The following is a 24,848-nucleotide window of genomic DNA, read 5'->3' as shown; positions in this document are numbered from 1 at the left end:
ATAGGGGGCCTTGCGCCTCGCGACGTCGACCGGGCATCAATCAGACAGCCTCGTTCGACTCGTCCTCGAACGCGGCAAAGACCGGATCCTCGGTGACAATTTCTTCAGCGGCGATGAATTCGTTGGTCACGATGCCTTCGGCGATTTCGCGCAGGGCGACGACGGTAGGCTTGTCGTTTTCCCATGCAACGCGTGGCTCTTTACCGCCGGTCGCCAGCTGGCGAGCGCGCTTGGTCGAGAGCATGACCAGCTCAAAACGGTTATCCACGTGTTCCAGGCAGTCTTCAACAGTTACGCGGGCCATGGTCTTCCTCAGTAGCAAATGCGGTAGGCGTGCAGCCCATTAGTGGGCAGGCGGACTCGATAGTATAAAAATTCACCAGCCAATAGGGAAGCGCTGTTTTGTCGAGCGTCGCCGTGCGGTGCGGTGCGAATCATTCAGGTACTTCGATGCATGTCCGCGTTTGCCAGGCCTGATCATACCGCTGGAACGCAGTGCAAGGACCGCCATAGACGCCTTGCAATGGCCCTGACAATAACCTCAGAGCATTGCGTCACGCAACCGTGGGGTGAGCTCCTCGAAGAGGGTCTGCACCGAGCGCAGCGCGCGGCAGTCCGGTCGGGTCAAGAGCCACAACTGGGTGTCGCAACCCGGCAACGGCCCGCTGAGTGCATCGACCCCTGGCAGGCTATGCACCATGTAGTCCGGCAGCGCTGCCACGCCCAGGCCAGCGGTGACCAGTTGGGCAATGGTGGACATACCGCTGCACTGGTAGCGCGGGCTCAGGCCAGGGTGTTGCTGGTTGCGCCAGACCACCGTCGGATGGTCCTGCATGGCGTCATCCGGCGCGATCCATGGCACCGCGCTGGCGCTTTCACCGAGGCGGTCGCGCCAATGGGGTTGGCCGCATATCACATAGGAAGTCGAACCCAGGTTGCGCCCCACCAGGTGCTCGGGCGGCGTGTTGGTCAGGCGCAGGGCGATGTCTGCGTCTCGCCGGCTGAGGTTGGCGAACACATTGGAGGTGCCCATCTCCAGCGACAGCGCGGGGTAATTCTGCATGAAGTCGGCCAGTGCAGGCAGCAGCAGGCTGTGCATGACGGCCTCCGTGCAGGTCAGCCGCACGGTACCACTGACGACCTGTTCACCGCTGGTCATGGCAATGCGCGCCGCCTCGAGTGCCTGTTCTGCGCGCTCGGCCTGCTCGGCCAGGGCCTGTGCAGTGTCGGTGGGCAAGTAGCCTTTGCGGCTCTTGACGAACAGGGCCGTGCCCAGCGCTGATTCCAGGCGACGTATCGACCGGAAAACGGTCGACACGTCCACCTTGAGCAACTCGGCCGCCTTGGCCAGAGAGCGCCCGCGTTCCAACGCCAGGACCAGCGAAAGGTCGGCATGGGTAATTTGATATTGCATCGGTGCACGCTCTCGTTGCCGAATTGCCAATGTCTGTTGCGTCAGGGCCATTTTATAGTGAAACGACCCCCGGGAATCAATGCGCCCGCTGCGGTTACCGATCCCCACGATGGGAAAGTGAAAACAACAACAGCTGCAACCATCGTCGCCTACCAGGCGCCAGCCGTCTCTCCACATCGCCGCAGCCAAGCAAAGGATGTACAGCCATGACGTCGCTAGCCCCGTGCGCCCGCTTCTCACGCGAGATGAATGACTTCCTGCAGGCACACCCCGACACCCAATACGTCGACTTGCTGATTGCCGATATGAATGGAGTCGTGCGTGGCAAGCGCATCGAGCGGGCGAGCTTGCACAAGGTGTATGAGCGAGGTATCAATCTGCCAGCATCGCTGTTTGCGCTCGACATCAACGGCGCTACCGTGGAAAGCACTGGACTGGGCCTGGACATGGGCGATGCCGATCGCATCTGCCACCCCATTGCCGGTACGCTTGCGCATGAACCTTGGCAGAAGCGCCCCACCGCCCAGTTGCTCATGACCATGCACGAACTGGACGGCCAGCCGTTCTTCGCCGATCCGCGCGAAGTCTTGCGTCAGGTCGTGGGCCGGTTCGAAGCGCTTGGCCTGACCCTGCGCGTTGCATTGGCGCTCGAGTTTTACCTGATCGATCAGGACAACCTCAATGGGCGACCGCAGCCGCCGCGCTCGCCGTTGTCCGGAAAGCGTGCGCATTCGACCCAGGCCTACTTCATCGACGACCTGGACGAGTACGCCGACTGTTTGCAGGACATCCTCCAAGCGGCAAAGGCCCAAGGCTTGCCTGTCGATGCCATCGTCAAGGAAAGCGCGCCTGCGCAGTTCAAGGTCAATCTGCATCACGTGGCCGACCCTCTGAAAGCCTGTGATCAAGCGATCCTGCTCAAGCGCCTGATCAAGAACGTTGCCTACGACCATGAAATGGACACGACATTCATGGCCAAGCCCTATCCCGATCAGGCGGGCAATGGTCTGCATGTTCACCTGTCGCTTGTAGAAAAACACAGCGGCAAGAACCTCTTTGCAAGCGACGAACCGCTCAGGTGCGAAGCGCTGCGCCATGCCATCGGCGGTGTACTGGAGACACTTCCCGCGTCGATGGCCTTCCTGTGCCCGAACATCAATTCGTATCGCAGGTTCGGCGCCCAGTTCAATGTACCAAACGCCCCAGGCTGGGGCTTGGATAACCGTACCGTGGCCCTGCGTGTGCCCACAGAAAACAGCCACAGCGCCCGCCTGGAACATCGCGTGGCAGGTGCAGACGCCAACCCTTACCTGACGCTTGCGGTGATTCTTGCTGGCGTTCACCATGGCCTGACCCATCAGATCGAGCCGCAGGCGCCCATTGAAGGCAATGCCTTCGAGCAACTGGAACAGAGCCTTGCGAACAACCTGCGCGACGCGCTGCGCGCGCTGGAAGACAGCGAAGTGCTCAAGCGGTACATCAGTGCGCATTACATCGATATCTTCGTGGCCTGCAAGGACAGCGAGCTGGCCGAATTCGAGGTGTCGATTTCCGACCTCGAATACAACTGGTACCTGCACACCGTGTAGCGCCAAGGCGCCTGCATGAAGCCAGGGGAAGGTTTTGCAGCGGGCTCTGAGTGGGCAGGCCTTGGCGAGAGGCTTGTTAAAAACAATTCCAACACTACGGCTGATATTCATGAGCGATTACACAGAAGCCGGCCGCCCACCCGATGTGGCGGCTGGCGAAAGCATCCAACAGGGTGGCAAGGGCCTGGCCAAAGGCCGGTTAGGGCTGTTGGCCAGCGTGGTGCTGGGCATCTCCACCATCGCCCCGGTCTACACCCTTACCGGCGCCTTGGGCCCGACCGTGCGCGAGGTCGGCGCTCACCTGCCGGCGGTGTTCATCGTCGGGTTCCTGCCCATGCTGCTGGTCGCCCTGGGCTATCGCGAGCTGAATTCGGCCGAGCCGGACAGCGGTACGTCGTTCACCTGGTCGGCGCGAGCCTTCGGCCCGATGATTGGATGGATCGGCGGTTGGGGGCTGGTGGTGGCGACCACCATCGTGCTGTCGAACCTGGCCGGTGTGGCAGTGGACTTTTTCTACCTGTTCCTCGGCCAGATCACAGGCAACCCTGGACTGGCGGCGCTTGCCGACAACTTGCTGATCAATATCGTGACCTGTTGCGTGTTCATCGCCTTGGCCGTGTGGATCTGTTGCCGGGGCATGACCACGACCATGACCGTGCAGTACGGTCTGGTGGCGTTGCAACTGCTGGTACTGGTTGGTTTCGCCTTCGCAGCATTCGGCGAAACGACGGCGCCACCGCCCCTGGCATTCGATTTCGCCTGGTTCAACCCGTTCGGGGTCGAATCCTTCTCGGCGTTCGCCGCCGGGCTGTCGTTGTCGATCTTCATTTTCTGGGGCTGGGACGTATGCCTGACCGTCAGTGAAGAATCGGTAGGCAGCGAAGAGGTTCCGGGCAAGGCGGCCACCTGGACCGTGTTGTTGATTCTGGGGCTGTACTTGCTGACGGCCATTGCCACGTTGCAGTTCGCCGGCATCAGCGAGTCGGGGCTGGGCCTGAACAACCCGCGCATCCAGGAAAACGTGTTCGCCCATCTGGCCGGCCCGGTCATGGGGCCGCTGGCGATCCTGATGTCCATCGCGGTACTGGCCAGCACCGCTGCTTCCCTGCAATCGACCTTCGTTTCGCCTGCGCGCACCTTGCTTGCCATGGGCTATTACGGGGCGGTACCGCAGAAGTTTGCCAAGGTCTGCCCGCGCTCGCAGACGCCGCGTTACGCCACGGTATGCGCCGGGGTGGCCGCCGGGCTGTTCTACGTCACCATGCGCACGCTCAGCGAAAACGTACTGGCCGACACCATCACCGCCCTGGGCATGATGATCTGCTTCTATTACTCACTCACGGCGTTCGCCTGCGTCTGGTATTTCCGCAGCAGTCTGTTCGGCAGCCTTCGGCATTTGCTCATGCGCGGGCTATGCCCTTTGGTGGGCGGTGTCATCCTGTCGGTGATCTTCGTGCGCACAGCCATCGACAGCGCCTCGCCGGACTTCGGCAGTGGCTCGCACGTCGGCGGGGTCGGGCTGGTCTTCGTGATCGCGGGGATTATTTCCGTCCTGGGGATCGTGCTGATGCTGATGTCCCGGCTGCGAGCCCCCGCCTACTTCCTGGGAGCCACGCTGCGTCAGCACGCTACCTTGCCGTTGCGGGACTGACCAGGGCCACTACCTGCGACGTGCAGAAGATTGCGCGAGGGCCTTCCGGAAGGCCCGCGCGCGTCAGCCGATCAACTGCTCGAGCAGCGCCCCATGGCGGTGTTGCTGCTTCTTCAGGAGCAGGCGATTGGCGCGGAACACGGCTTTCAAGTCCGCCAGTGCCGTATCGAAAACATCGTTGATGATCACGTAGTCGTACTCGTCGTAATGCACCATCTCGCTGACGGCCTCTTTCATGCGCCCGGCGATGATCGCGTCGCTGTCCTGGCCGCGGCCATCGAGGCGCTCGCGCAATGCGGCCTGGCTTGGCGGCAGGATGAAGACCGACAACGCCTGTGGCATCAGCTTGCGTACCTGCTGCGCGCCTTGCCAGTCGATTTCCAGGATCAGGTCGAAGCCTTGGTCCAGCGTCTGCTGCAATGCACTGCGAGAGGTGCCATAGAAGTTGCCGAACACCTCGGCATGCTCCAGAAAATCGCCCTGTTCGATCAGTGCCCTGAACGCGTCATGCTCGACGAAGTGGTAGTTCACACCATGCTGCTCGCCAGGACGCATGGCCCGGGTGGTGTGCGAGACGGAAACACGAATCTGCTTGTCGTCCTGGGTCAGGGCGTTGACCAGGCTGGTCTTGCCGGCGCCGGACGGAGCGGAAACGATATAGAGGGTGCCGCTGGTGTGGTTCATGGTCGGTGTGGCCTTACTCGATGTTCTGTACTTGTTCACGCATCTGTTCGATCAGGACCTTCAGGTTGACCGCCGCCTGCGTGCTGCGGGGATCGAAGGCTTTGGAACCGAGCGTGTTGGCTTCGCGATTGAGCTCTTGCATCAGGAAATCCAGGCGGCGCCCGGCGGCACCTGCACCCTTGAGTACGCGCCGTACTTCGGCGACATGGGTGTCGAGGCGATCAAGCTCCTCGGCCACGTCGCTCTTCTGGGCCAGCAGGACCATTTCCTGCTCCAGGCGCTGCGGGTCGATTTCGGCCTGAAGGTCGTTGAAGCGATCCAGGATCTTCTGGCGTTGCGCGGCCAGCATCTGTGGCACCAGCGCTCGCAGCGTCGTGACCTCTTCGGCCATGCTGTCCAGGCGCTCGTTGATCAGACGGGCCAATTCCTGGCCTTCGCGCTGACGCCCGGCCTTGAGTTCGGCAAGCGCGTCGTTGAACAGCGCCATGGCTTGGGCATTGAGTGCCTGTGGGTCGCTGGCGTCAGCGACCAGTACGCCCGGCCAGGACAGCACTTCCAACGGGTTGAGCGGCGCCGGCTGCTGGATCAGCGCTGCCACTTGCTCGGCGGCGGCCACTAGCTGCGCAGCGCGCTCGCGGTCGACCTGCAACGGCTTGCCGCTGCTGTCCTCGTTCAGGCGCAGGGTGCATTCCACCTTGCCTCGGGAAAGGCCTTGGCGCAGGCCTTCGCGCACGCCACCTTCAAGGTCACGCAGGGCGTCGGGCAGACGCAGGTGCGGTTCCAGGTAACGATGGTTGACCGAGCGCAGCTCCCAGACCAGGGTGCCTTGGCTGCCGGCGCGCTCGACCCGCGCAAACGCGGTCATGCTGTGCACCATGGGGGTACCTCGCATAAAGATTGGACATGGCAGCCTGCTGGCTGCGAGGCGCAGGATTGTAGCGCACTGGGGCCTTGCGACCCAATGCGCCAGTGCGCCTGAGCGACGGACAGGACCGTCGCAAATGCAGGCGCGCACGACCGTCAGCGACGATAGGCGTGTCCTCACTAGGCTACGGGCTCTATAATGCCTGCCAGATTCAATGTCCCAGTACAGGTATCCCAGATGAAACGTCCAAGTGGTCGCGCCGCCGATCAGCTCCGCTCGATCCGCATCACCCGCAACTACACCAAGCACGCCGAAGGGTCGGTACTGGTCGAGTTCGGTGACACGAAAGTCATCTGCACGGTCAGCGTGGAAAACGGCGTGCCGCGCTTTCTCAAAGGCCAGGGCCAAGGTTGGTTGACCGCCGAATACGGCATGCTGCCGCGCTCGACGGGCGAACGTAACCAACGCGAAGCCAGCCGTGGCAAGCAAGGCGGTCGCACGCTGGAGATCCAGCGCCTGATCGGCCGCTCACTGCGCGCAGCGCTGGACATGAGCAAGCTCGGTGACATTACGCTGTACATTGATTGCGATGTCATCCAGGCCGATGGCGGCACCCGTACAGCCTCCATCACCGGTGCCATGGTTGCCGTCTGCGATGCCCTGGCCGTGATCAAGAAGCGTGGTGGCCTGAAGGCGGGCAACCCGCTCAAGCACATGATCGCCGCCGTGTCGGTGGGCATGTATCAGGGTGAAGCGGTGCTCGACCTGGACTACCTGGAGGACTCGGCAGCCGAAACCGACCTGAACGTGGTCATGACCAGCGCTGGCGGTTTCATCGAGGTGCAGGGTACGGCAGAAGGTGCGCCGTTCCAGCCAGAAGACTTCAACGCCATGCTCGCCCTGGCGCAGAAGGGCATGGATGAGATCTTCCAGCTGCAGCAAGCCGCGCTGGCAGACTGAACCTGATCAGGAGGGTGCAGGCATGACCGATCCGAATCTTTCGATCATCCCGCCCAGTGCCGAGGTCAGGCAGTGGGCGATGCTCTGTCACCTTTCCGCGCTCCTTGGCCTGGTGATCCCGCTCGGGCACCTGCTGGGGCCGTTGGTGCTGTGGCACCTCAAGCGCGAGCAGGACCCGTTCATCGATGCGCAAGGCAAGGAAGCGCTGAATTTCCAGATCAGCGTGACCGTGGCAGGGTTCATCTGCCTGCTGCTGATATTCGTGGTGATCGGGCTGGTGCTGTTTGCCGTGCTGTCAGTGGCGGTGATGATTCTGATCGTCATCGCTGCGGTACGCGCCAACGAAGGCAAGCCTTACCGCTACCCGATGATCTGGCGGCCGATCAAATAGCCAAGTGGGGCTGCAAGGCAGCCCCACTGGTTGTTCAGATAGTCAGCGTCCAGTCGTAGTCGACGATCAATGGCGCATGCTGGGAGAAGCGCGGCTGGCGTGGCAAGCGCGCGTTGCGCACGAAGCGGCGCAGGCCTGGGGTGAGGATCTGGTAGTCGAACCGGTAGCCCAGGTTCAGCATTTCGGCCTGCTCGTTGTCCGGCCACCAGCTGTACTGGTCACCCTCACGGCTGACTTCGCGCAGGGCATCCACGTAACCCATCTCGCCGGTGATGGCATCCATCCAGGCACGCTCTGGCGGCAGGAAGCCCGGCGACTGCTGGCTGTCACGCCAGTTCTTGATGTCGAGCTTCTGCTGGGCAACATAGAACGACCCACAGTAGATGTACTCACGGCGCTTGCGACGCTGCTTGTCCAGGTACTTGGCGAAGTCGTCCATCAACTTGAATTTCTGGTTCAAGTCTTCATCCCCGTTCATGCCCGAAGGCAGGAGCAGGCTGGCAATACTGACTTTGTCGAAATCTGCTTGCAGGTAACGCCCGTAACGGTCGGCTGTCTCGAAGCCCAGGCCGGTGATGACTGCCTTGGGCTGCATGCGCGAATAAAGGGCCACACCACCTTGGGCAGGCACCTCCGCGTCGCAGGCATAAAGGAAATAGCCATCGAGCTGGAAAGCTGGGTCATCGAGTTCAAAGGCCGAGGCGCGGGTATCCTGAAGGCAGATGACGTCGGCATTCTGGGCTTGTAGCCAGCTGAGCAAACCACGCTCGGCCGCAGCCTGAATGCCATTAACGTTCACACTGATGATCCGCATAAATGGCCCCATAAATCTCGTGCGTGTATGATACCCGAGCTCAACCCATTTAGCTAAATCCGTGGTGTCCGGGACTTTCCATGCAGCCGTATCAGCGCGACTTCATCCGTTTTGCCATCGATCGCGGGGTCCTGCGTTTCGGTGAGTTCACTCTCAAGTCCGGGCGTACCAGCCCGTACTTCTTCAACGCTGGCCTGTTCAACACAGGTTCGGCACTGGCCGAGCTGGGGCGTTGCTACGCCGCCGCCATCGTCGACAGCAAGATCTCGTTCGACGTGCTGTTCGGCCCGGCCTACAAGGGTATTCCCCTGGCCGCGACCACTGCCGTCGCGCTGGCTGACCAGCATGGGCAAGATGTGCCCTGGTGCTTCAACCGCAAGGAAGCCAAGGATCACGGCGAGGGCGGCAGCCTGGTCGGTGCGCCTCTAGCAGGCGATGTGCTGATCATCGACGACGTGATCACTGCCGGTACCGCCATTCGCGAAGTCATGCAGATCATCAAGGCGCAGCAGGCCAACGCCGCTGGCGTGCTGATCGCGTTGAACCGCGAGGAGCGTGGCAATGGCGAGCTGTCGGCCATCCAGGAAGTGGAGCGCGACTTCGGCATACCGGTGGTCAGCATCGTCTCGCTGACCCAGGTGCTGGAGTTCCTGGCTGACGACCCGCAACTCAAGCAGCACCTGCCTGCGGTCGAGGCCTACCGGGCGCAGTACGGGATCTGACCCAGGGTCTGAAAGCGAAAAAGGCGACCTCGGTTTGAGGTCGCCTTTTTTGTGTCGCCAGTTCTGGCCTGTCGCCGGCTTGGCGGCGACAGGCCTGGCAGGTCAGGAAAGCGACTTGTGGTTGGTGATCAAGGTGCCCACGCCGCTGTCGGTGAAGATTTCCAGCAGCACCGCGTTCGGCACGCGGCCATCGATGATGTGCGAGCTGTTCACGCCGCCTTGCACCGCATCCAGGGCGCATTTGATCTTCGGAAGCATGCCACCGTAGATGGTGCCGTCGGCGATCAGTTCGTTGACCTGCTCTGTGGTCAGACCGGTCAAGACCTGGCCCTGCTTGTCCATCAGCCCGGCGATGTTGGTCAGCAGCATCAGCTTCTCGGCCTGCAGCGCTTCGGCCACCTTGCCTGCTACCAGGTCGGCATTGATGTTGTAGGACTCGCCATTGATGCCGACGCCGATGGGGGCGATCACCGGGATGAAATCACCCTTGACCAGCATGTTCAGCAGGTCGGTGTTCACGCTCACCACTTCACCCACATGGCCGATGTCGATGATCTCGGCGGTGGTCATTTCCGGCGTCTGGCGGCTGACGGTGAGCTTGCGTGCACGGATCAGTTCCGCGTCCTTGCCAGTCAGGCCGATGGCGCTGCCACCGTGCCGGTTGATAAGGTTGACGATGTCCTTGTTGACCTGGCCGCCCAGTACCATTTCCACAACGTCCATGGTCGCCGAATCGGTCACGCGCATGCCGTCGATGAAATGGCTTTCGATGGAAAGCCGCTTGAGCAGATCACCGATCTGCGGGCCACCCCCGTGCACTACCACCGGGTTGATGCCCACGGCCTTCATCAGCACGATGTCGCGGGCGAAGCCCGTCTTGAGCTCCTCGCTTTCCATCGCGTTGCCGCCGTACTTGATCACCAGCGTCTTGCCGACGAAGCGGCGAATGTAGGGCAAGGCTTCGGACAGAACTTCGGCTACGTGGGTGGCGGCATCGCGATCGAGGGTCATGCAGGGCTCCTGTGAGGCCAGATAGTCGGTCAGAACGGCAGTTGCAGGTCAGGTTCTACCCGCAGCAACTGAGTGCGGAAAACATCCTTGATACGCTGCAACTCGGCGTCGCTGTCGGCCTCGAAGCGCAGTACCAGAACCGGTGTGGTGTTGGAGGCACGCACCAGGCCCCAGCCCTGTGCATAGTCCACTCGCACACCGTCGATGGTGGTCAGGCGCGCGTCACCCCAATCGGCGTCGCGTTGCAGTGCATCAATGATGCTGAATTTACGTTCATCGGTCACATCAATATTGAGTTCCGGCGTGGAAATATCATCAGGAAAAGCGGCGAACACGGTTTCGGCACTCTGTTCGGTCTTGCTGAGGATTTCCAACAGGCGCGCAGCGCTGTAGATGCCGTCGTCGAAACCGTACCAACGTTCCTTGATGAAGAGATGACCGCTCATCTCGCCTGCGAGCAAGGCGCCGGTCTGATGCATCTTCTTCTTCATCAACGAATGACCGGTCTTCCACATCAGGGTACGACCGCCCAATCGTTCGATCAGGGGGATGAGGCGTCGGGTGCACTTGACGTCGAAGATGATTTCGGCGCCTGGGTTACGAGCCAGGACATCCTGGGCGAACAGCATCAGCAAGCGGTCGGCGTAGATGATGCTGCCGGCCTCGGTCACCACGCCGACGCGATCCGCGTCGCCGTCGAATGCCAGGCCGAGGTCCGCACCCGTGCGCTTGACCGTGTCGATCAGCACCTGAAGGTTCTGCGCCTTGCTGGGGTCGGGGTGATGGTTCGGGAAGTTGCCATCCACTTCGCTGAACAGCGCAATCACCTCGCAACCCAACGCTTCGATCAGTTGCGGGGCGATCACGCCAGCGACGCCGTTGCCACAGTCCACGACCACCTTGAGCCTTCTGGCCAGCTTCACGTCACTGACGATCCGCTGGAAATAGCGCTCCAGAATCGCTACCTGCTGCACGTGCCCTGTGCCCAGGGTCAGGTCATTGGCCTGCAAGCGGCCGAGCAGCGCCTGGATCTGCTCGTTGGCCAGGGTGTCGCCTGCAATGACGATCTTGAAGCCGTTGTAGTCCGGGGGGTTGTGACTACCGGTGAGCATCACGCCCGATTTGCCGCCCAGTTCGTGAGTGGCGTAGTACAGCGCCGGCGTGGGTACCAGACCAAGGTCGTTCACATGGCAGCCTGCTTCGACCAGGCCGCGGATCAGCGGCTCGACGAGCAGCGGGCCGGACAGGCGACCATCGCGGCCCACGCTGACCTGGGGTTCGCCCATGGCCAGGCTCTGTGCGCCGACGGCGCGGCCTATCCAGTAGGCGGTATCAGCGTGCAGCGTCTTGCCGACGATGCCGCGGATGTCGTAAGCGCGAAAAATACCAGGCGGCAAGTGGGCGCGGCCCGCCGGGGCCATGTCGTTCATCTGGAAAACCCCATCAGTCAGAAGCGCTCGGTTGCAGGCGCACGCAGAGCGCTTGGACGAAGGTTGCGGCCCGGAGTTCGCCATCCATGGCGAATGTGCTCATGTCCGGTTCAACGGGTGCCGGAGTGACCGAAGCCACCGGCGCCGCGCTGGCTTTGATCGAACGATTCGACGATCTCGAACTGCGCCTGTACCACGGGCACGAGCACCAGCTGGGCGATACGCTCACCGACAGCGATGGTGAAGGCGGTGGTGCCGCGGTTCCAGCACGACACCATCAGTTCGCCCTGGTAGTCCGAATCGATCAGCCCGACCAGGTTGCCCAGCACGATGCCATGCTTGTGGCCCAGGCCCGAGCGCGGCAGCACGAGTGCGGCAAGACCCGGGTCGCTGATATGGATGGACAGGCCCGTTGGAATCAGGACCGTCTGGCCGGGTTCGAGCACCGTGTCCTGCGTGAGCAGCGCGCGCAGGTCAAGGCCGGCGGAGCCCGGAGTGGCGTACTGCGGCAACGGGAATTCGGTACCCAGGCGTGGGTCGAGGATCTTGGCTTGTAATGCGTGCATGTAACTTACTGAACCTGATTGAGCCGTTCGGCGATGAAGGCAACCAGCTGACGGGCGATCTTGCCCTTGCTGGTCTGCGCGAAGAGGGTCTGGTGCTGCTGGCGATCGATCACGGTCAAGGCGTTCTCTTCACTGTTGAAGCCGATGCTGGGGTTGGCCACATCGTTGGCGACGATCAGGTCGAGGTTCTTGTCCTTGAGCTTGCGCGTGGCGTAATCGAGCAAGTGTTCGGTCTCGGCGGCGAAGCCGACACTGAAAGGGCGGTCGGTGCGACCGGCCAGGGTGGCAAGGATATCGGGATTGCGCACCATCTGCAGCAGCATGCCATCGCCAGTCGTAGGATCTTTCTTCAGCTTTTGTGGCGCTATGACCTCTGGGCGGTAGTCCGCCACCGCCGCCGAAGCGATGAACAGGTCGCATGGCATGGCCGCCTCACAGGCTGCCAGCATGTCCCGCGCGCTGACCACGTCGATACGGCTGACCCGGTCGGGGGTAGGCAGGTGGACGGGACCGGTCACGAGGGTCACCCGAGCCCCGGCTTCGGCGGCCGCCTCGGCCAGGGCGAAGCCCATCTTCCCGGAGCTATGATTGGTGATGTAGCGCACCGGGTCGATGTTCTCCTGAGTGGGGCCGGCGGTGATCAGCACGTGCTTGCCGGTCAATGCCTGGCGCTTGAAGCTTTCGGCGGCGCACCAGGCCAGGTCGGTGGCCTCGAGCATGCGGCCCAGGCCCACGTCGCCACAGGCCTGGCTACCCGAGGCAGGGCCGAACACCTGAATGCCTCGGCTCCTGAGCACTTGGAGGTTGGCCTGGGTGGCAGCGTCACGCCACATGGCCTGGTTCATGGCGGGGGCGACGGCGACGGTGGCGTCGGTGGCCAGCACCAGGGTCGTCAAGAGGTCATCGGCCATGCCCTGGGCCAGGCGTGCCATGAGGTCGGCGGTGGCCGGAGCGATCAGCACCAGATCAGCCCATTTGGCCAGCTCGATATGGCCCATGGCCGCCTCTGCTGCCGGGTCGAGGAGGTCCAGGTGCACCGGATGGCCGGACAACGCCTGCAAGGTCAGCGGCGTGATGAATTCGGCGCCACCGCGGGTCATGACGACACGCACTTGGGCGCCGTGCTCCAGGAGTCGGCGGATCAGTTCGGCGCTCTTGTAGGCGGCGATGCCACCACCGACGCCAAGAACGATGCGCTTGCGATACAGCCGCTGCATAGGGTTGCCTTTTTCCAGTGAAAGCGGGCGGCGACAGAAACTGCGTGCGGCAGAACGTCGCATGTACGAGGGCAAATAGATTAACACAGGGCCGAAATGGGCCGCAGCAAGGGCAGGGACGCGATGAACATCAGGGAATGGCCGGTTCAGGATCGGCCAAGGGAAAAGCTGCTGCAGCGTGGGGCGGCGGTGCTGTCTGACGCCGAGCTGCTGGCTGTGCTGCTGGGGTCAGGCGTTGCAGGGCACAACGTGCTCGACTTGGCGCGCGGCTTGTTGGTGCGTTTTGGCGGCTTACGGCCGTTTCTGGAGGCCGATCGGCGGGCCGTCTTGCGCGAGCCTGGCATAGGGGAGGTCAAATACGCACAGCTGCAGGCATTGCTGGAAATCGGTCGTCGCTACCTCGATGAGGGGATCACCCGCGCAGCGGCGTTGGAGGACCCCCAGGCCGTACGACGCTACCTCAAGGCCATGCTGCGCCATGAACCCAGCGAGGTGTTCGGCTGCCTGTTTCTGGACACCAAGCACCGGCCACTGGCGTTCGAGATTCTGTTCAGGGGTACCATCGACCGAGCCAGTGTCTATCCGCGGGAAGTCGTGCGACGGGCATTGATGCACAATGCCGCGGCGCTGATCCTGTGTCACAACCACCCTTCGGGGAACAGCGAACCGAGCAAGGAGGATGTGCACCTGACCTTGTCGCTCAAGCGTGGGCTGGCCTTGATCGATGTGCGTGTGCTGGATCACATCATCATTGGCGACGGGGAGCCGCTGTCCATGGCCGAGCAAGGGTGGGTCGTGGCTTAGGGCACGCCGCTGTGGTAGCGGCGCTGTCCAGGATGACCTGTCATGACCGGGGAAGGGGCGCCTTCCCCCGTTCATGACAAGGGCGAGGCGTGGCCAGGGCTTACTTGGTCACGCTCACCTTGCTGAAGTCCAGCCGGCCGAACGGGTTGACCTGATAACCCTCGACACCCTGGCGCAGCAGGGCCGCCGCATTCGGATGCGCCAATGGCACCCACAGCGCCTGCTGCTGGATCAGGGTCTGCGCCTGCTGGTACAGCCGGCTGCGCACGCTCTGATCATTGGTGGTGCGACCGGCACTGATCAGCTGGTCCAGGCGATTGTCACAGAACCGCGCGAAATTGGTCCCGGACTTGACCGCTGCACAGGAGAACTGCGGGGTGAGGAAGTTATCCGGGTCACCGTTGTCACCTGCCCAGCCCATGAACAGCAGGTCGTGCTCGCCGGCCTTGGCGCGGCGGATCAGCTCGCCCCATTCGATCACCCGAATGTCAGCCTTGATGCCCACCTTGGCGAGATCAGCCTGCAGCATCTGCGCGCCCAGGCTGGGGTTGGGGTTGAGCAGGCTACCCGAAGGACGTGTCCAGATCGTCGTGCTGAAGCCGTCCGCCAGGCCGGCCTTGGCCAGCAAGGCCTTGGCTTTCTTCACATCCAGTGGGTAACCGGGCAGGTCCTTGGCATAGCTCCAGGTATTGGGCGGGTACGGGCCATTGGCCGCGATGGCCGAGTCTTCGAAAACAGCCTTCACGTAGGCCTGTTTGTCGAAAGCCAGGTTGATGGCCTGACGCACCTCTGGCTTGTCGAGGGGTGGGTGCTGGCTGTTGAGCGCGATGAATGCCGTCATGAACGCTGGCGTGCTGGCCACCTTGAGGCTGCTGTCCTGGCTGGCTTCGGCAATGTCCAGTGGCTTGGGCGACAGGGCTACCTGGCACTCATTGCGTTTGAGCTTCTGCAGGCGCACGTTCGCATCGGTGGTGATGGCGAAGATCAGCGGGTCGACGGCCGGTTTGCCGGCAAAGTAGTCAGGGTTGGCGCGATAGCGCACCACCGCATCCTTCTGGAATCGCTGGAAGACGAATGGCCCGGTGCCGATGGGTTGGCTGTTGAGCTTCTCGGGAGTGCCTGCCTTGAGCAACGTGTCGGCGTATTCGGCGGAGTAGATCGAGGCAAAGCCCATGCTCAGGGTAGCCAGGAAGGTCGCATCCGGGTGGGTGAGGGTAAAGCGCACGGTATTGGGCGCTGGTGCGTCGATCGTTTTGATCAGGCTGCCCAGTTGCAGCGACTGGGCATGGGGGTAGCCGCCGGGTGCCGTCTTGTGCCAGGCGTGGGCGGGGTAGAGCATGCGCTGGAAGCTGAACAGCACGTCGTCGGCATTGAGCGTACGGCTGGGCTTGAAGTAGCCGGTGGTATGGAATTTCACGTTGTCGCGCAAGGTGAAATCGTACACCAGGCCATCGGCCGACACCGTCCAGCTGGCGGCCAGGCTCGGCACCACTTTGCCTTTGCCGGCATCGAACTCCACCAGGCGGTTCATCAGGACATCGGCCGTGGCATTGGTGGTAGTCAGCGAATTATACTGCACCACGTCGAAGCCTTCGGGGCTGGCTTCGCTGCAAACGCTCAGTGGCGCTGCCTGGGCTGCACCCACGGCAAGCAGGGAAGTGAACAATAAGGAAAGAGCGGCGGCACGCATGGTGGCTCCTTGGCTGTCAGTGGCCCATCTGCCAGTGCAGTCTGGAAAAGGCCTACCCTAGTGTGACTGCCGGAAAATGACCACACTCTTTTTTACAATCTTGGCGACGAGCGGTCAGCGTACGATAGGGCCTGCGGCCGTGCCGCCCGCGGCGGTTCGCCCCGGCTCGAATGTTGATCAGGTATTGTTGCAATCGAGTCTTTCTGGTATAAAGCAGCGCTCTTTTCTAGGGGCTCGGCCTGTCGCATCAGCGAATCCGGTCGATAAGACCTCCAGAATCACGGCGCCTCGGCGCCAAAGACTGAGAGATTAAGCGGCCAACCCATGCCGGGTTGGGCATGTGGTTTTAGAGGGCTGAGTCATGTCGAGAGTCTGTCAAGTTACTGGTAAGGGTCCAGTAACCGGGAACAACATTTCCCACGCAAACAACAAAACCCGTCGTCGTTTCCTGCCAAACCTGCAGCACCACCGTTTCTGGGTTGAATCCGAGAAGCGTTTCGTGCGTCTGCGCGTTTCCGCCAAAGGCATGCGCATCATCGACAAGCGCGGCATCGATGCCGTTCTGGTTGACATCCGTAAAGCTGGCGCCAAGGTTTAAGGGAGAGCATCATGCGTGAATTGATCCGTCTGGTTTCGAGTGCCGGTACCGGCCACTTCTACACCACCGACAAGAACAAGCGCACCACCCCGGACAAAATCGAGATCAAGAAATACGATCCCGTTGTTCGCAAGCACGTGGTGTACAAGGAAGCCAAGATCAAGTAATTGATCGGCGACCTGAAAAAAACCCGCCTCTGAACAGAGGCGGGTTTTTTTATGCCTGGCCGAAAGGGTGGGCAGGCCATGGGTTACTTCTGCTCGAACAATGCATAGATCTTGCGGCAAGGCTCCAGCACTTCCCATGTCCCTTTGAACCCGGCGGGTATGACGAACCGATCACCCGCACGCAGTGTCTTGCTGGCGCCTTTTTCGTCACGCAGCACCGACACGCCCTGCACGATTTCGCAGTACTCATGCTCGGTGTAGTTGACCTTCCACTGGCCGACTTCCCCTCCCAGACGCCAGCGGCAAACTGCCCGCAGGGGCTTGCATAGTGGTTGTACACGGCCTGGTCCGGCTCGCCCTTGAGAACCTTTTCGGCTGCGGGGCGATAGCGCTCGGCCTCGGTAATGGCCTGGGCGAAGTCGATGATGCTGTCGATGCTCATGAGGGGGCTCCTGTATGTTCAATAAAATTAACATCGCTGGGCGTTTGAGCCGATAGTGTCAAATATATTGATAGTTTGAAAGGGCTGGTTTAGGGTATTGCATGCCTGTGTGCGCCTGTCGCACGCCCGGACCCCGACAACGCCTGCAAGTCCTCAGTGCAGCGTTGCACCTAAACAAGAGGAGGAGTTTCGTATGACCACCCTGACTCGTGCAGACTGGGAACAACGTGCCCAGCAACTGAAGATCGAAGGCCGCGCCTTCATCAACGGCGAATACACCGATGCCGCATCCGGTGAAACCTTCGAATGCCTGAGCCCGGTCGACGGACGCTTCCTGGCCAAGGTTGCCAGCTGCGACCTGGCCGACGCCAACCGCGCGGTCGAAAACGCCCGCGCGACCTTCAATTCGGGCGTATGGTCACAGCTGGCTCCGGCCAAGCGCAAGGCCATTCTGATCCGCTTCGCCGACCTGCTGCGCAAGAACGTCGAAGAGCTGGCGCTGCTTGAAACGCTGGACATGGGCAAGCCAATCGGTGACGCCTCCAGCATCGATATCCCAGGCGCTGCCAATGCCATTCACTGGACAGCCGAAGCCATCGACAAGGTGTACGACGAAGTCGCTCCTACGCCTCACGATCAACTGGGCCTGGTCACCCGCGAGCCGGTAGGCGTGGTGGGTGCCATCGTCCCGTGGAACTTCCCGCTGCTGATGGCGAGCTGGAAGTTGGGCCCCGCATTGGCTACGGGCAACTCGGTTGTGCTCAAGCCTTCCGAGAAATCGCCGCTGACGGCCATTCGCATCGCTCAGCTGGCGGTGCAAGCCGGCATCCCGGCAGGTGTGCTGAACGTGCTGCCTGGCTATGGCCACACCGTGGGCAAGGCCCTGGCCCTGCACATGGACGTCGACACCCTGGTATTCACAGGTTCCACCAAGATCGCCAAGCAGCTGATGGTGTATGCAGGCGAATCGAACATGAAACGCATCTGGCTGGAAGCCGGTGGCAAGAGCCCGAACATCGTCTTTGCCGACGCGCCCGACCTTGAGGCCGCCGCCCAGGCTGCTGCCAGCGCCATCGCCTTCAACCAGGGAGAAGTGTGCACCGCAGGTTCTCGCTTGCTGGTGGAGCGCTCGATCAAGGACACCTTCCTGCCCATGGTGGTCGAGGCCCTCAAGGCCTGGAAGCCCGGCAACCCGCTGGACCCGCAGACCACCGTTGGTGCCCTGGTCGATACCCAGCAGATGAATACCGTGCTGTCGTACATCGAGGCCGGCCACAAGGACGGTGCCAAGCTGCTGACCGGTGGCAAGCGGACGCTGGAAGATACCGGCGGCACCTACGTCGAGCCGACCATCTTCGATGGCGTGACCAATGCCATGAAGATCGCCCAGGAAGAAATCTTCGGCCCCGTCCTGTCCGTGATTGCTTTCGACACGGCCGAAGAGGCGGTTGCCATCGCTAACGACACACCCTATGGGCTGGCGGCGGGCATCTGGACTTCGGACATTTCCAAGGCGCACAGGACGGCCCGCGCCGTGCGCGCCGGCAGTGTCTGGGTCAACCAATATGATGGCGGCGACATGACCGCGCCATTCGGTGGCTTCAAGCAGTCGGGCAACGGCCGTGACAAGTCGCTGCACGCGCTGGAGAAGTACACCGAGCTCAAGGCCACCTGGATCAAGCTGTAATTCCAGCAGCCTGTAGCAGGCAATTCGGCTTCCAAGGGCCTGGTATCGCTGTTGCGAGCTGAGCAGGGCCTGAGGCAGCTCGATTGCACGCGGGGCGGACACTCCACCACTGGCCGGGGCGGCTCATACCGTCCCGGCTTCGTTGTTTCTGTCATACAACAATGCTGCCTGGGAGGCCGTCATGCGTTGGGGAACCTATTTTGCCGTGCTGGCGTCGGTGCTGAGCGTCGGGCTCGCATTGGGTGTGAGCATGCCGTTGGTGTCCTTGCGTCTGGAGGCCTGGGGGTATGGCGGCTTCGCCATTGGCGTCATGGCCGCCATGCCTGCTCTGGGCGTGCTGGCCGGCGCCAGCCTAGCCAGCCGTCTTGCCGGGTGGGTAGGCGTGCCTGCGGCCATGCGCCTGTGCCTGTGGGGCGGGGCATTGTCCATCGGCCTGTTGGCCCTGCTGCCAAGCTACCCGCTTTGGTTGCTGCTGCGGCTGTTGATCGGCATGGCGTTGACCGTGGTGTTCGTGCTGGGTGAGAGCTGGATCAACCAACTGGTGGTCGAGCAGTGGCGCGGACGGCTGGTAGCCCTGTACGGGAGTAGCTATGCGCTGAGCCAACTGGCAGGGCCGTTGGTGCTGGGCATGCTGGGGTCGGACGACGACTTCGGCTTCTGGGCGGCGACCGGTCTGCTGCTGGTGTCGCCCTTGCTGTTGCTGGGCCGCGGTGGCGCGCCCTCTACGCAAGCATGCAATGTCACCTTTGCCGACCTGTTTGCCTTCTGCAGAAGGCTGCCCGTGATCGCCTGGGCCATCGCATTGTTCGCTTCGTTCGAAGCCATGATCCTGACCCTGCTGCCGATATACTGCCTGCAACAGGGCTTGAGCACGGAAATCGCGTTGTTCATGGTCAGTACGGTGGTGGTCGGCGATGCGGTGCTGCAGTTGCCCATTGGCGCACTGGCGGACCACATGTCGCGGCGCGCGCTGTTCACCGGTTGCGCCTCGGCATTGTTGGGGTCGAGCCTTGCCATCCCCCTGCTGTTGCACACCTGGGCGATCTGGCCTGTGTGGGTATTGTTCGGCGCAAGCGCCGGTGGGTTGTTCACCTTGTCGCTGGTGTTGATCGGTGAGCGCTACCGAGACGATGCCCTGGTGCGGGCCAATGCCCACGTGGCCCAGCTGTGGGGCATCGGTTGCCTGCTGGGGCCGTTGCTGGCCGGCGCAGGTAGCCAGTGGATCAGTGGGCACGCCTTGCCGCTGCTGATGGCAGCAGGCGCCGCTGGGCTTGTGGTGCTGACCCGGCGGCCCGGAGCGTTCGAGCCTGCGGCGGCGTGACTGCGCAGCGCTAGAGCATCTTTTCCAGCCCGACCGCCTTGCTGATCCAGGCATTGAACCGCCGCCACAGGCTACCAGGCTCTGACGTGAGCACCCGCCGCTGTCCGTCCTCCTCGGTCACCCAGACCAGCTTGCCGCCGACGAGCTCAGGCTGGTAGCTCAGGGCCGGTGCCATGCCCTGCACCGCCAGCGCACGGGTGTATTCGGCAAGTTCGGGGCTGTCGACCAACACGCCGACTTCGGTGTTCCACAACACCGAGCGCGGATCGAAATTGAACGAGCCAATGAACGTCTTGTGACGGTCGAACACGATCGCCTTGCTGTGCAGGCTGGAATTGGAGCTGCCATGAAAACTCAGCTTGCCCGCGCTGGGGTCCCCGGGTTGGCGGCGCATTTCGTATAGCTTCACCCCGTGCTCCAGCAATGCCTTGCGGTAAGGGGCATAACCGCCGTGTACGGCAGGCACATCGGTAGCCTCCAGCGAGTTGGTCAACAGCTTTACCGAAATGCCCGCGTCGGCGCTCTGAGTGAGGTAAAGCAGCCCTGGTTCGCCGGGCACGAAATAAGCCGAGACCAGAATCAGTTCGTGACGCACATCGCGCAGGTCAGGGCCAAGTTGCCGTGTCAGCAGCAGCTGTGGGTCAGGCTCGTCATCGGCCAGCACCTTGCTGGGTGCGTCCCACAGCGCCTGGGCATGGGCCCATATGAGTTCGTTGCGCCAGGTGTCCAACCGCGGCTGGGATTGATAGGCCATCAGGCGGTCATACAAGACCTTGCGCCGAGTTCTGGCTTCGGCCAGCGAGACCTCCAGCCGATGGCGGCTGGTGCGCAGGTCGCTGGCATTGGGCTGGTGCCAGAGGAAGTCGGTGATCTGGCGGCTCAGGGCGCTGTTCCAGTACTGATCGAAACTGTGTCCCAACTGCTCTGCTATAGGGCCCACACCCAGCAGATCGATGTCGGTGAAGTTCAGGTTGGGCTCGGCATCGAAGTACTCGTCGCCCAGGTTTCGTCCGCCGACGATGGCCATGCTGTTGTCCACCAGGAACAGCTTGTTGTGCATGCGCCGGTGCTGACGCGACAGGTTGAGCAACCGGCCCATGGCGCGCGTGACCCCGGTGGCGCGTCCCAGGTGCAGGGGGTTGAACACGCGGATCTGGATGTTCGGGTGGGCGGCGAGGGTGCCCATGATTGCATCCAGGCCGTCACTGGTGGTGTCGTCCAGCAGGATGCGTACCCGCACCCCCCGGTCTGCCGCCCGCAACAGTTCATGGACCAGGGCGCGGGTGCTGAGCCCGTCATGGACGATGTAGTACTGCACGTCGATGCTGGCCTGTGCATTGCGTATCAGCTCGGCGCGCGCCCGGAAAGCCTCGTTGCTGTTGGGGAGCAGGCGAAAGCCGGAACGGCCTTCATAAGGTGCTGCCTGGCGCAACACCGAGCGGCCGAACGCCGAGCCATCGGCCGGCAGGGCTTGGCTGGTTTGGCGCGGCGTATCGACGCTGGCGCAGCCGCCGACGCCGAGCAGCAGCGTCAGCAGCAAGGGTAGGGCTCGCTGGAGTTTCAACGGTGGACGTCCTGTGCAGCAGGGCTTTGGGGTTGGACAGTGGCAGGCAACGCAAAGTTACGTCGCGACGATGTCCTCGTCCAGCAAGCGTTGGGCGGTCTCACCCACCTTGCGCACCGCCGCCTCGATTTGCGCTGTAGGCCTGGCGGCGAAGTTCATGCGCAGGCAATGACGGAACTTGCCGGAAGCGGAAAAGATGCTGCCCACGGCCACTTGTACGCCCTGTTCCAGTAAGGCGTGATTGAGTTGCAAGGTATCGAAATGTTCCGGCAATTCCACCCACAGCATAAAGCCGCCTTGCGGACGGCTTACGCGGGTGCCGGGTGGGAAATACCGGGTCACCCAGTCGCTCATCAACTCACGGCTGCGTTGGTACTGGCTACGCATCCGTCGCACATGGGGCTGGTAGTGCCCGTTGGCGATGAAGTCCGCTACCGCCAATTGAGGCTGACTGGCGGTGCTGCCTGTGCTGATGTACTTCATGTGCAGGACCCGCTCCAGGTAGCGTCCGGGCGCTACCCAACCGACACGCAGGCCAGGGGCAAGGGTCTTTGAAAATGAACTGCACAACAGCACGCGGCCTTGCATATCGAATGACTTGACCGTCCGTGGCCGAGGGTAGGTGTAGGCCAGGTCACCGTAGACATCGTCCTCGAGAATGGCCACGTCGTAGCGCTGTGCAAGCTTCAACAGGGCCTTTTTACGAGCCTCGGGCATGATGTAGCCCAGCGGGTTGTTGCAACTTGGGGTGATCTGGATGAGCTTGATCGGCCACTGCTCAAGGGCCAGTTCGAGCGCCTCGAGGCTGATGCCCGTCACCGGGTCCGTGGGGATCTCCAGCGCCTTCATGCCCAGGCCCTTGAGCGTCTGCATGGCGCCATGGAAGCTGGGCGAGTCCACCGCAACGATATCGCCAGGCTCGCACACGGCGCGGATGCTGCACGACAGGGCTTCGTGACAGCCTGTCGTCACCACCAGCTCCGAGGGGGAGAGCCTGCAACCGGAGTCCAGGGCCAGGCGTGCCACCTGTTCACGCAAGGCCAGGTTGCCGTGGATATTGTCGTAATACAGCCCGGGCATGTCCTGCCGACGGCTGAGTCGGGCGAGGCTGCGCAACAGCGGCTTGAGGGTAGGGCTCTCGATGTCTGGCATGCCCCGTCCAAGCTGTATCACCCCTGGCTGCGGAGTACTGCGCACCAGTTCCAGTACCTGCTCCCACTGGGAGATGTCCACGGGGCGCTGGGCGGGTCGGCTGACCGCAGGCAAGGCCGGCAGGTGGCGGTGATCGCTCACGAAATAGCCGGATTTTGGCCGTGGCGAGACCATGCCACTGTCTTCGAGCATGCGGTAGGCCTGTTGCACGGTGCTCAGGCTTACCCCGTGCTCCACGCTTAGTGCGCGCACCGATGGCAGCCGCTGGCCGGGGCGATAGAGGCCCTGTTCGATGCGCGCGCCGAGTACCTCGGCAAGGTTCAGGTAGAGCGTCACGTCATACTCCTGGGCTGCGCCGGGTAACGCACCATACAGATTGATTGAAAAGGCTGCATTCAGTTACCTGGAAGCCCGATCTGTATCCAAATAATAACGCTTTTTTGGATCTGTATTGTCAGGCCATGCACCCTGCATGCTGTCCCCACATTGTCATCGAAAGGGAGACAGCAGCGATGGGAAGCTTGAGCGATGTGCGCATTGAACCGTCGGTAGGCGATAAAGAGGCCCTGCAGCGAAGCGAAACCCACGCTACGCCAAAGGCTTCGAGTCGCTTGCAGTTGATGCTGCGCCGCTGGCACACCCGCAGGGCGCTGCTCCAGTTGAGCGACCATGAATTGCGTGATGTGGGGCTCAGCTGGCAAGAGGCGCGCTCGGAAGGCCGCAAGCCGTTCTGGAGGCCTTGACCGCTTTCAGGCCAGCTCCTTGAGCCTGTGCCACAGCATGCCCAATGCCAGTAAAGGTGAGCGCAAGTGCTTGCCGCCTGGGAACGTCATGTGTGGCACCTTGGCGAACAGGTCGAAGCGCCCGCTTTGCTGGCCACTGATGGCCTCCCCGAGCAGCCGGGCGGCCAGATGGGTCGCGTTCAGCCCGTGGCCTGCGTAGGCCTGGGCGTAGTAGACGTTGGGCTGATCGGGCAGACGGCCTACCTGGGGCAGGCGGTTGGCGCCGATCCCGATCATGCCACCCCACTGGTAGTCGATGCGGACGTCCGCCAGTTGAGGGAACACCCGCAGCATCTTGGGCCGCATGTAGGCGGCGATATCCTTTGGGTCGCGCCCGGAATAATGGCAAGCGCCGCCGAACAGCAACCGGTGATCTGCGCTCAGGCGGTAGTAGTCCAGCGCCACCCGCTGGTCGCACACGGCCATGTTCTGTGGCAGCAGCGAACGTGCACGCGCTTCACCCAGCGGCTCGGTAGCGATGAGGTAACTGCCGGCGGGCAATACCTTGCCGCCCAGCTCACCGTGCAACCCATTGAGGTAGGCGTTGCAGCACAGGACCAGCGTTTGCGCCCGGACCCGGCCTTGGGCAGTGTGTACCTGCACCTGGGGGCCATAGTCGATGCGGGTCACCTCGGACTGCTCGTGGAGTTTCACGCCCAGGCGCGCGGCTGCCGCGGCTTCGCCCAAGGCCAGGTTGAGGGGGTGCAAGTGGCCAGAACCCATGTCCACCAGCCCGCCTGCATAGCGCTGCGAGCCCACCACGTCGTGAATGTCATCCTTTGCGACCAGCCGCAGTTCGTGGGCGTAACCCAGGCTGCGCAAGTGTTCGGCCTCTTCGGCCAGGCCCGCCATTTGCGCCGGCTTGTTGGCCAGGTCGCAATAGCCCCAGACCAGGTCACAGGCGATGGCGTGCTGCGCTACACGGTCGCGCACGATCTGCACGGCCTCCAATCCCATCCGTTGCATGTCGCGAACGCCCTGCTCGCCGATGACCGGCAGGAACTGCTCCAGGCCATGGCCGACCCCGCGGATCAACTGCCCACCGTTGCGCCCACTGGCGCCCCAGCCGATCTTGCGCGCTTCGAGCAGGATCACCGAGAAGCCACGCTCGGCCAACTCCAGGGCCGTGTTCAGACCAGAGTAGCCACCGCCGACGATGCACACATCGGCGGTGTGATCACCCTGCAGAAAGGCATGATCAGGGTGAGGCGCGCTGCTGGCGGCGTAATAAGAAGCGGCGTGCTGCGCGCTGTGGATCATTGGACGCGTCCTGGTGCATGGGCTGGAACGGGAGGATAAGCCGCAGGCCCAGGGCGGGCAACCGGCC

At 62.4% G+C, this 24,848-nt stretch carries 24 protein-coding genes and 1 pseudogene; 11 read left to right on the top strand and 14 right to left on the bottom strand.

Annotated features, from left to right (window positions below):
• Window positions 1-40 precede the first annotated feature (40 nt).
• Both rpoZ and CRP40_RS06550 read right to left on the bottom strand, forming a co-directional pair.
• Window positions 41-304 carry a DNA-directed RNA polymerase subunit omega gene (gene rpoZ / locus CRP40_RS06555; RefSeq protein WP_012312123.1) on the bottom strand — a complete coding sequence of 88 codons (264 nt, stop codon included), beginning with the start codon at window positions 302-304 and terminating at the stop codon, window positions 41-43.
• A gap of 237 nt (window positions 305-541) precedes the next feature.
• The gene (locus CRP40_RS06550; RefSeq protein WP_027913365.1) at window positions 542-1,414 is read right to left on the bottom strand and encodes a LysR family transcriptional regulator; all 873 of its coding nucleotides are present in this window, start codon (window positions 1,412-1,414) and stop codon (window positions 542-544) included.
• A 206-nt stretch (window positions 1,415-1,620) separates the two neighbouring features.
• Between CRP40_RS06550 and CRP40_RS06545 the strand changes: the two genes are divergently transcribed.
• Entirely contained in the window at window positions 1,621-3,003 is a 1,383-nt protein-coding gene (locus CRP40_RS06545) for a glutamine synthetase family protein (RefSeq protein WP_027913366.1), read from the top strand.
• A gap of 109 nt (window positions 3,004-3,112) precedes the next feature.
• Window positions 3,113-4,654 (top strand): APC family permease, encoded by a 1,542-nt coding sequence (locus CRP40_RS06540; protein WP_027913367.1) that lies wholly within the window; start codon window positions 3,113-3,115, stop codon window positions 4,652-4,654.
• Between the two features lie 63 nt (window positions 4,655-4,717).
• Here CRP40_RS06540 and gmk read toward each other — a convergent pair whose 3' ends face one another.
• Together gmk and CRP40_RS06530 are read right to left on the bottom strand one after the other, a co-directional pair.
• The gene (gene gmk / locus CRP40_RS06535; protein WP_027913368.1) at window positions 4,718-5,338 is read right to left on the bottom strand and encodes a guanylate kinase; all 621 of its coding nucleotides are present in this window, start codon (window positions 5,336-5,338) and stop codon (window positions 4,718-4,720) included.
• A gap of 13 nt (window positions 5,339-5,351) precedes the next feature.
• Window positions 5,352-6,215: a YicC/YloC family endoribonuclease gene (locus CRP40_RS06530; protein WP_027913369.1), complete on the bottom strand. Its 864-nt coding sequence runs from the start codon at window positions 6,213-6,215 to the stop codon at window positions 5,352-5,354.
• 225 nt (window positions 6,216-6,440) lie between these two features.
• Here CRP40_RS06530 and rph point away from each other — a divergent pair, with 225 nt between their 5' ends.
• Both rph and CRP40_RS06520 read left to right on the top strand, forming a co-directional pair.
• Window positions 6,441-7,163 (top strand): ribonuclease PH, encoded by a 723-nt coding sequence (gene rph / locus CRP40_RS06525; RefSeq protein ID WP_023532860.1) that lies wholly within the window; start codon window positions 6,441-6,443, stop codon window positions 7,161-7,163.
• A gap of 22 nt (window positions 7,164-7,185) precedes the next feature.
• Window positions 7,186-7,554 (top strand): DUF4870 domain-containing protein, encoded by a 369-nt coding sequence (locus tag CRP40_RS06520; RefSeq protein ID WP_023532399.1) that lies wholly within the window; start codon window positions 7,186-7,188, stop codon window positions 7,552-7,554.
• Window positions 7,555-7,588: 34 nt separating this feature from the next.
• On the opposite strand, the gene CRP40_RS06515 is transcribed toward CRP40_RS06520, so the two are convergent.
• Window positions 7,589-8,368, bottom strand: coding sequence for an exodeoxyribonuclease III (locus tag CRP40_RS06515; protein WP_023532406.1), 780 nt, complete (start codon window positions 8,366-8,368; stop codon window positions 7,589-7,591).
• An 80-nt stretch (window positions 8,369-8,448) separates the two neighbouring features.
• Here CRP40_RS06515 and pyrE point away from each other — a divergent pair, with 80 nt between their 5' ends.
• On the top strand, window positions 8,449-9,090 hold the full coding sequence (gene pyrE / locus CRP40_RS06510) for an orotate phosphoribosyltransferase (protein WP_027913370.1): 642 nt from the start codon (window positions 8,449-8,451) through the stop codon (window positions 9,088-9,090).
• A gap of 102 nt (window positions 9,091-9,192) precedes the next feature.
• Here pyrE and argB read toward each other — a convergent pair whose 3' ends face one another.
• From argB to coaBC, 4 genes are all read right to left on the bottom strand, one after another.
• Window positions 9,193-10,101 (bottom strand): acetylglutamate kinase, encoded by a 909-nt coding sequence (argB, locus tag CRP40_RS06505; protein ID WP_023532327.1) that lies wholly within the window; start codon window positions 10,099-10,101, stop codon window positions 9,193-9,195.
• A gap of 29 nt (window positions 10,102-10,130) precedes the next feature.
• The gene (locus CRP40_RS06500) at window positions 10,131-11,522 is read right to left on the bottom strand and encodes a phosphomannomutase/phosphoglucomutase (protein WP_097223507.1); all 1,392 of its coding nucleotides are present in this window, start codon (window positions 11,520-11,522) and stop codon (window positions 10,131-10,133) included.
• A 119-nt stretch (window positions 11,523-11,641) separates the two neighbouring features.
• Window positions 11,642-12,097 carry a dUTP diphosphatase gene (dut, locus tag CRP40_RS06495; RefSeq protein WP_027913372.1) on the bottom strand — a complete coding sequence of 152 codons (456 nt, stop codon included), beginning with the start codon at window positions 12,095-12,097 and terminating at the stop codon, window positions 11,642-11,644.
• A gap of 5 nt (window positions 12,098-12,102) precedes the next feature.
• A complete protein-coding gene (gene coaBC, locus CRP40_RS06490) occupies window positions 12,103-13,314 on the bottom strand; it encodes a bifunctional phosphopantothenoylcysteine decarboxylase/phosphopantothenate--cysteine ligase CoaBC (protein WP_023532606.1) in 1,212 nt (403 codons plus the stop codon).
• Between the two features lie 123 nt (window positions 13,315-13,437).
• On the opposite strand from coaBC, the gene radC reads away from it, so the two are divergent.
• The gene (radC, locus tag CRP40_RS06485) at window positions 13,438-14,118 is read left to right on the top strand and encodes a DNA repair protein RadC (RefSeq protein ID WP_027913373.1); all 681 of its coding nucleotides are present in this window, start codon (window positions 13,438-13,440) and stop codon (window positions 14,116-14,118) included.
• A gap of 100 nt (window positions 14,119-14,218) precedes the next feature.
• Here radC and CRP40_RS06480 read toward each other — a convergent pair whose 3' ends face one another.
• A complete protein-coding gene (locus tag CRP40_RS06480; RefSeq protein WP_027913374.1) occupies window positions 14,219-15,808 on the bottom strand; it encodes an ABC transporter substrate-binding protein in 1,590 nt (529 codons plus the stop codon).
• A gap of 361 nt (window positions 15,809-16,169) precedes the next feature.
• On the opposite strand from CRP40_RS06480, the gene rpmB reads away from it, so the two are divergent.
• Together rpmB and rpmG are read left to right on the top strand one after the other, a co-directional pair.
• Entirely contained in the window at window positions 16,170-16,406 is a 237-nt protein-coding gene (rpmB, locus tag CRP40_RS06475) for a 50S ribosomal protein L28 (protein WP_003253504.1), read from the top strand.
• A gap of 11 nt (window positions 16,407-16,417) precedes the next feature.
• On the top strand, window positions 16,418-16,573 hold the full coding sequence (rpmG, locus tag CRP40_RS06470) for a 50S ribosomal protein L33 (protein ID WP_003253507.1): 156 nt from the start codon (window positions 16,418-16,420) through the stop codon (window positions 16,571-16,573).
• 83 nt (window positions 16,574-16,656) lie between these two features.
• On the opposite strand, the pseudogene CRP40_RS06465 reads toward rpmG, so the two are convergent.
• Window positions 16,657-17,015, bottom strand: a pseudogene (locus CRP40_RS06465) (cupin domain-containing protein).
• A gap of 193 nt (window positions 17,016-17,208) precedes the next feature.
• On the opposite strand from CRP40_RS06465, the gene CRP40_RS06460 reads away from it, so the two are divergent.
• Window positions 17,209-18,702, top strand: coding sequence for an aldehyde dehydrogenase (locus CRP40_RS06460; protein WP_023532569.1), 1,494 nt, complete (start codon window positions 17,209-17,211; stop codon window positions 18,700-18,702).
• A gap of 181 nt (window positions 18,703-18,883) precedes the next feature.
• Window positions 18,884-20,023, top strand: coding sequence for an MFS transporter (locus tag CRP40_RS06455; RefSeq protein WP_027913375.1), 1,140 nt, complete (start codon window positions 18,884-18,886; stop codon window positions 20,021-20,023).
• A 10-nt stretch (window positions 20,024-20,033) separates the two neighbouring features.
• Here the strand turns inward: CRP40_RS06455 and CRP40_RS06450 are convergent, their stop codons facing one another.
• Window positions 20,034-21,587: a phospholipase D family protein gene (locus CRP40_RS06450; protein WP_027913376.1), complete on the bottom strand. Its 1,554-nt coding sequence runs from the start codon at window positions 21,585-21,587 to the stop codon at window positions 20,034-20,036.
• A gap of 57 nt (window positions 21,588-21,644) precedes the next feature.
• The gene (locus CRP40_RS06445; protein WP_042138954.1) at window positions 21,645-23,075 is read right to left on the bottom strand and encodes a PLP-dependent aminotransferase family protein; all 1,431 of its coding nucleotides are present in this window, start codon (window positions 23,073-23,075) and stop codon (window positions 21,645-21,647) included.
• A 176-nt stretch (window positions 23,076-23,251) separates the two neighbouring features.
• Between CRP40_RS06445 and CRP40_RS06440 the strand changes: the two genes are divergently transcribed.
• A complete protein-coding gene (locus CRP40_RS06440) occupies window positions 23,252-23,482 on the top strand; it encodes a DUF1127 domain-containing protein (protein WP_027913378.1) in 231 nt (76 codons plus the stop codon).
• A 6-nt stretch (window positions 23,483-23,488) separates the two neighbouring features.
• Here the strand turns inward: CRP40_RS06440 and CRP40_RS06435 are convergent, their stop codons facing one another.
• Complete coding sequence (locus CRP40_RS06435) at window positions 23,489-24,781, bottom strand: FAD-binding oxidoreductase (protein ID WP_027913379.1); 1,293 nt, start codon at window positions 24,779-24,781, stop codon at window positions 23,489-23,491.
• Between the last annotated feature and the right edge of the window lie 67 nt (window positions 24,782-24,848).

It is taken from the genome of Pseudomonas sp. URMO17WK12:I9, assembly GCF_900230165.1.
Classification (GTDB): domain Bacteria; phylum Pseudomonadota; class Gammaproteobacteria; order Pseudomonadales; family Pseudomonadaceae; genus Aquipseudomonas; species Aquipseudomonas fulva.
Note: the sequence above shows the minus strand (reverse complement) of the source record. Positions and strands in the feature narration are given on the sequence as shown.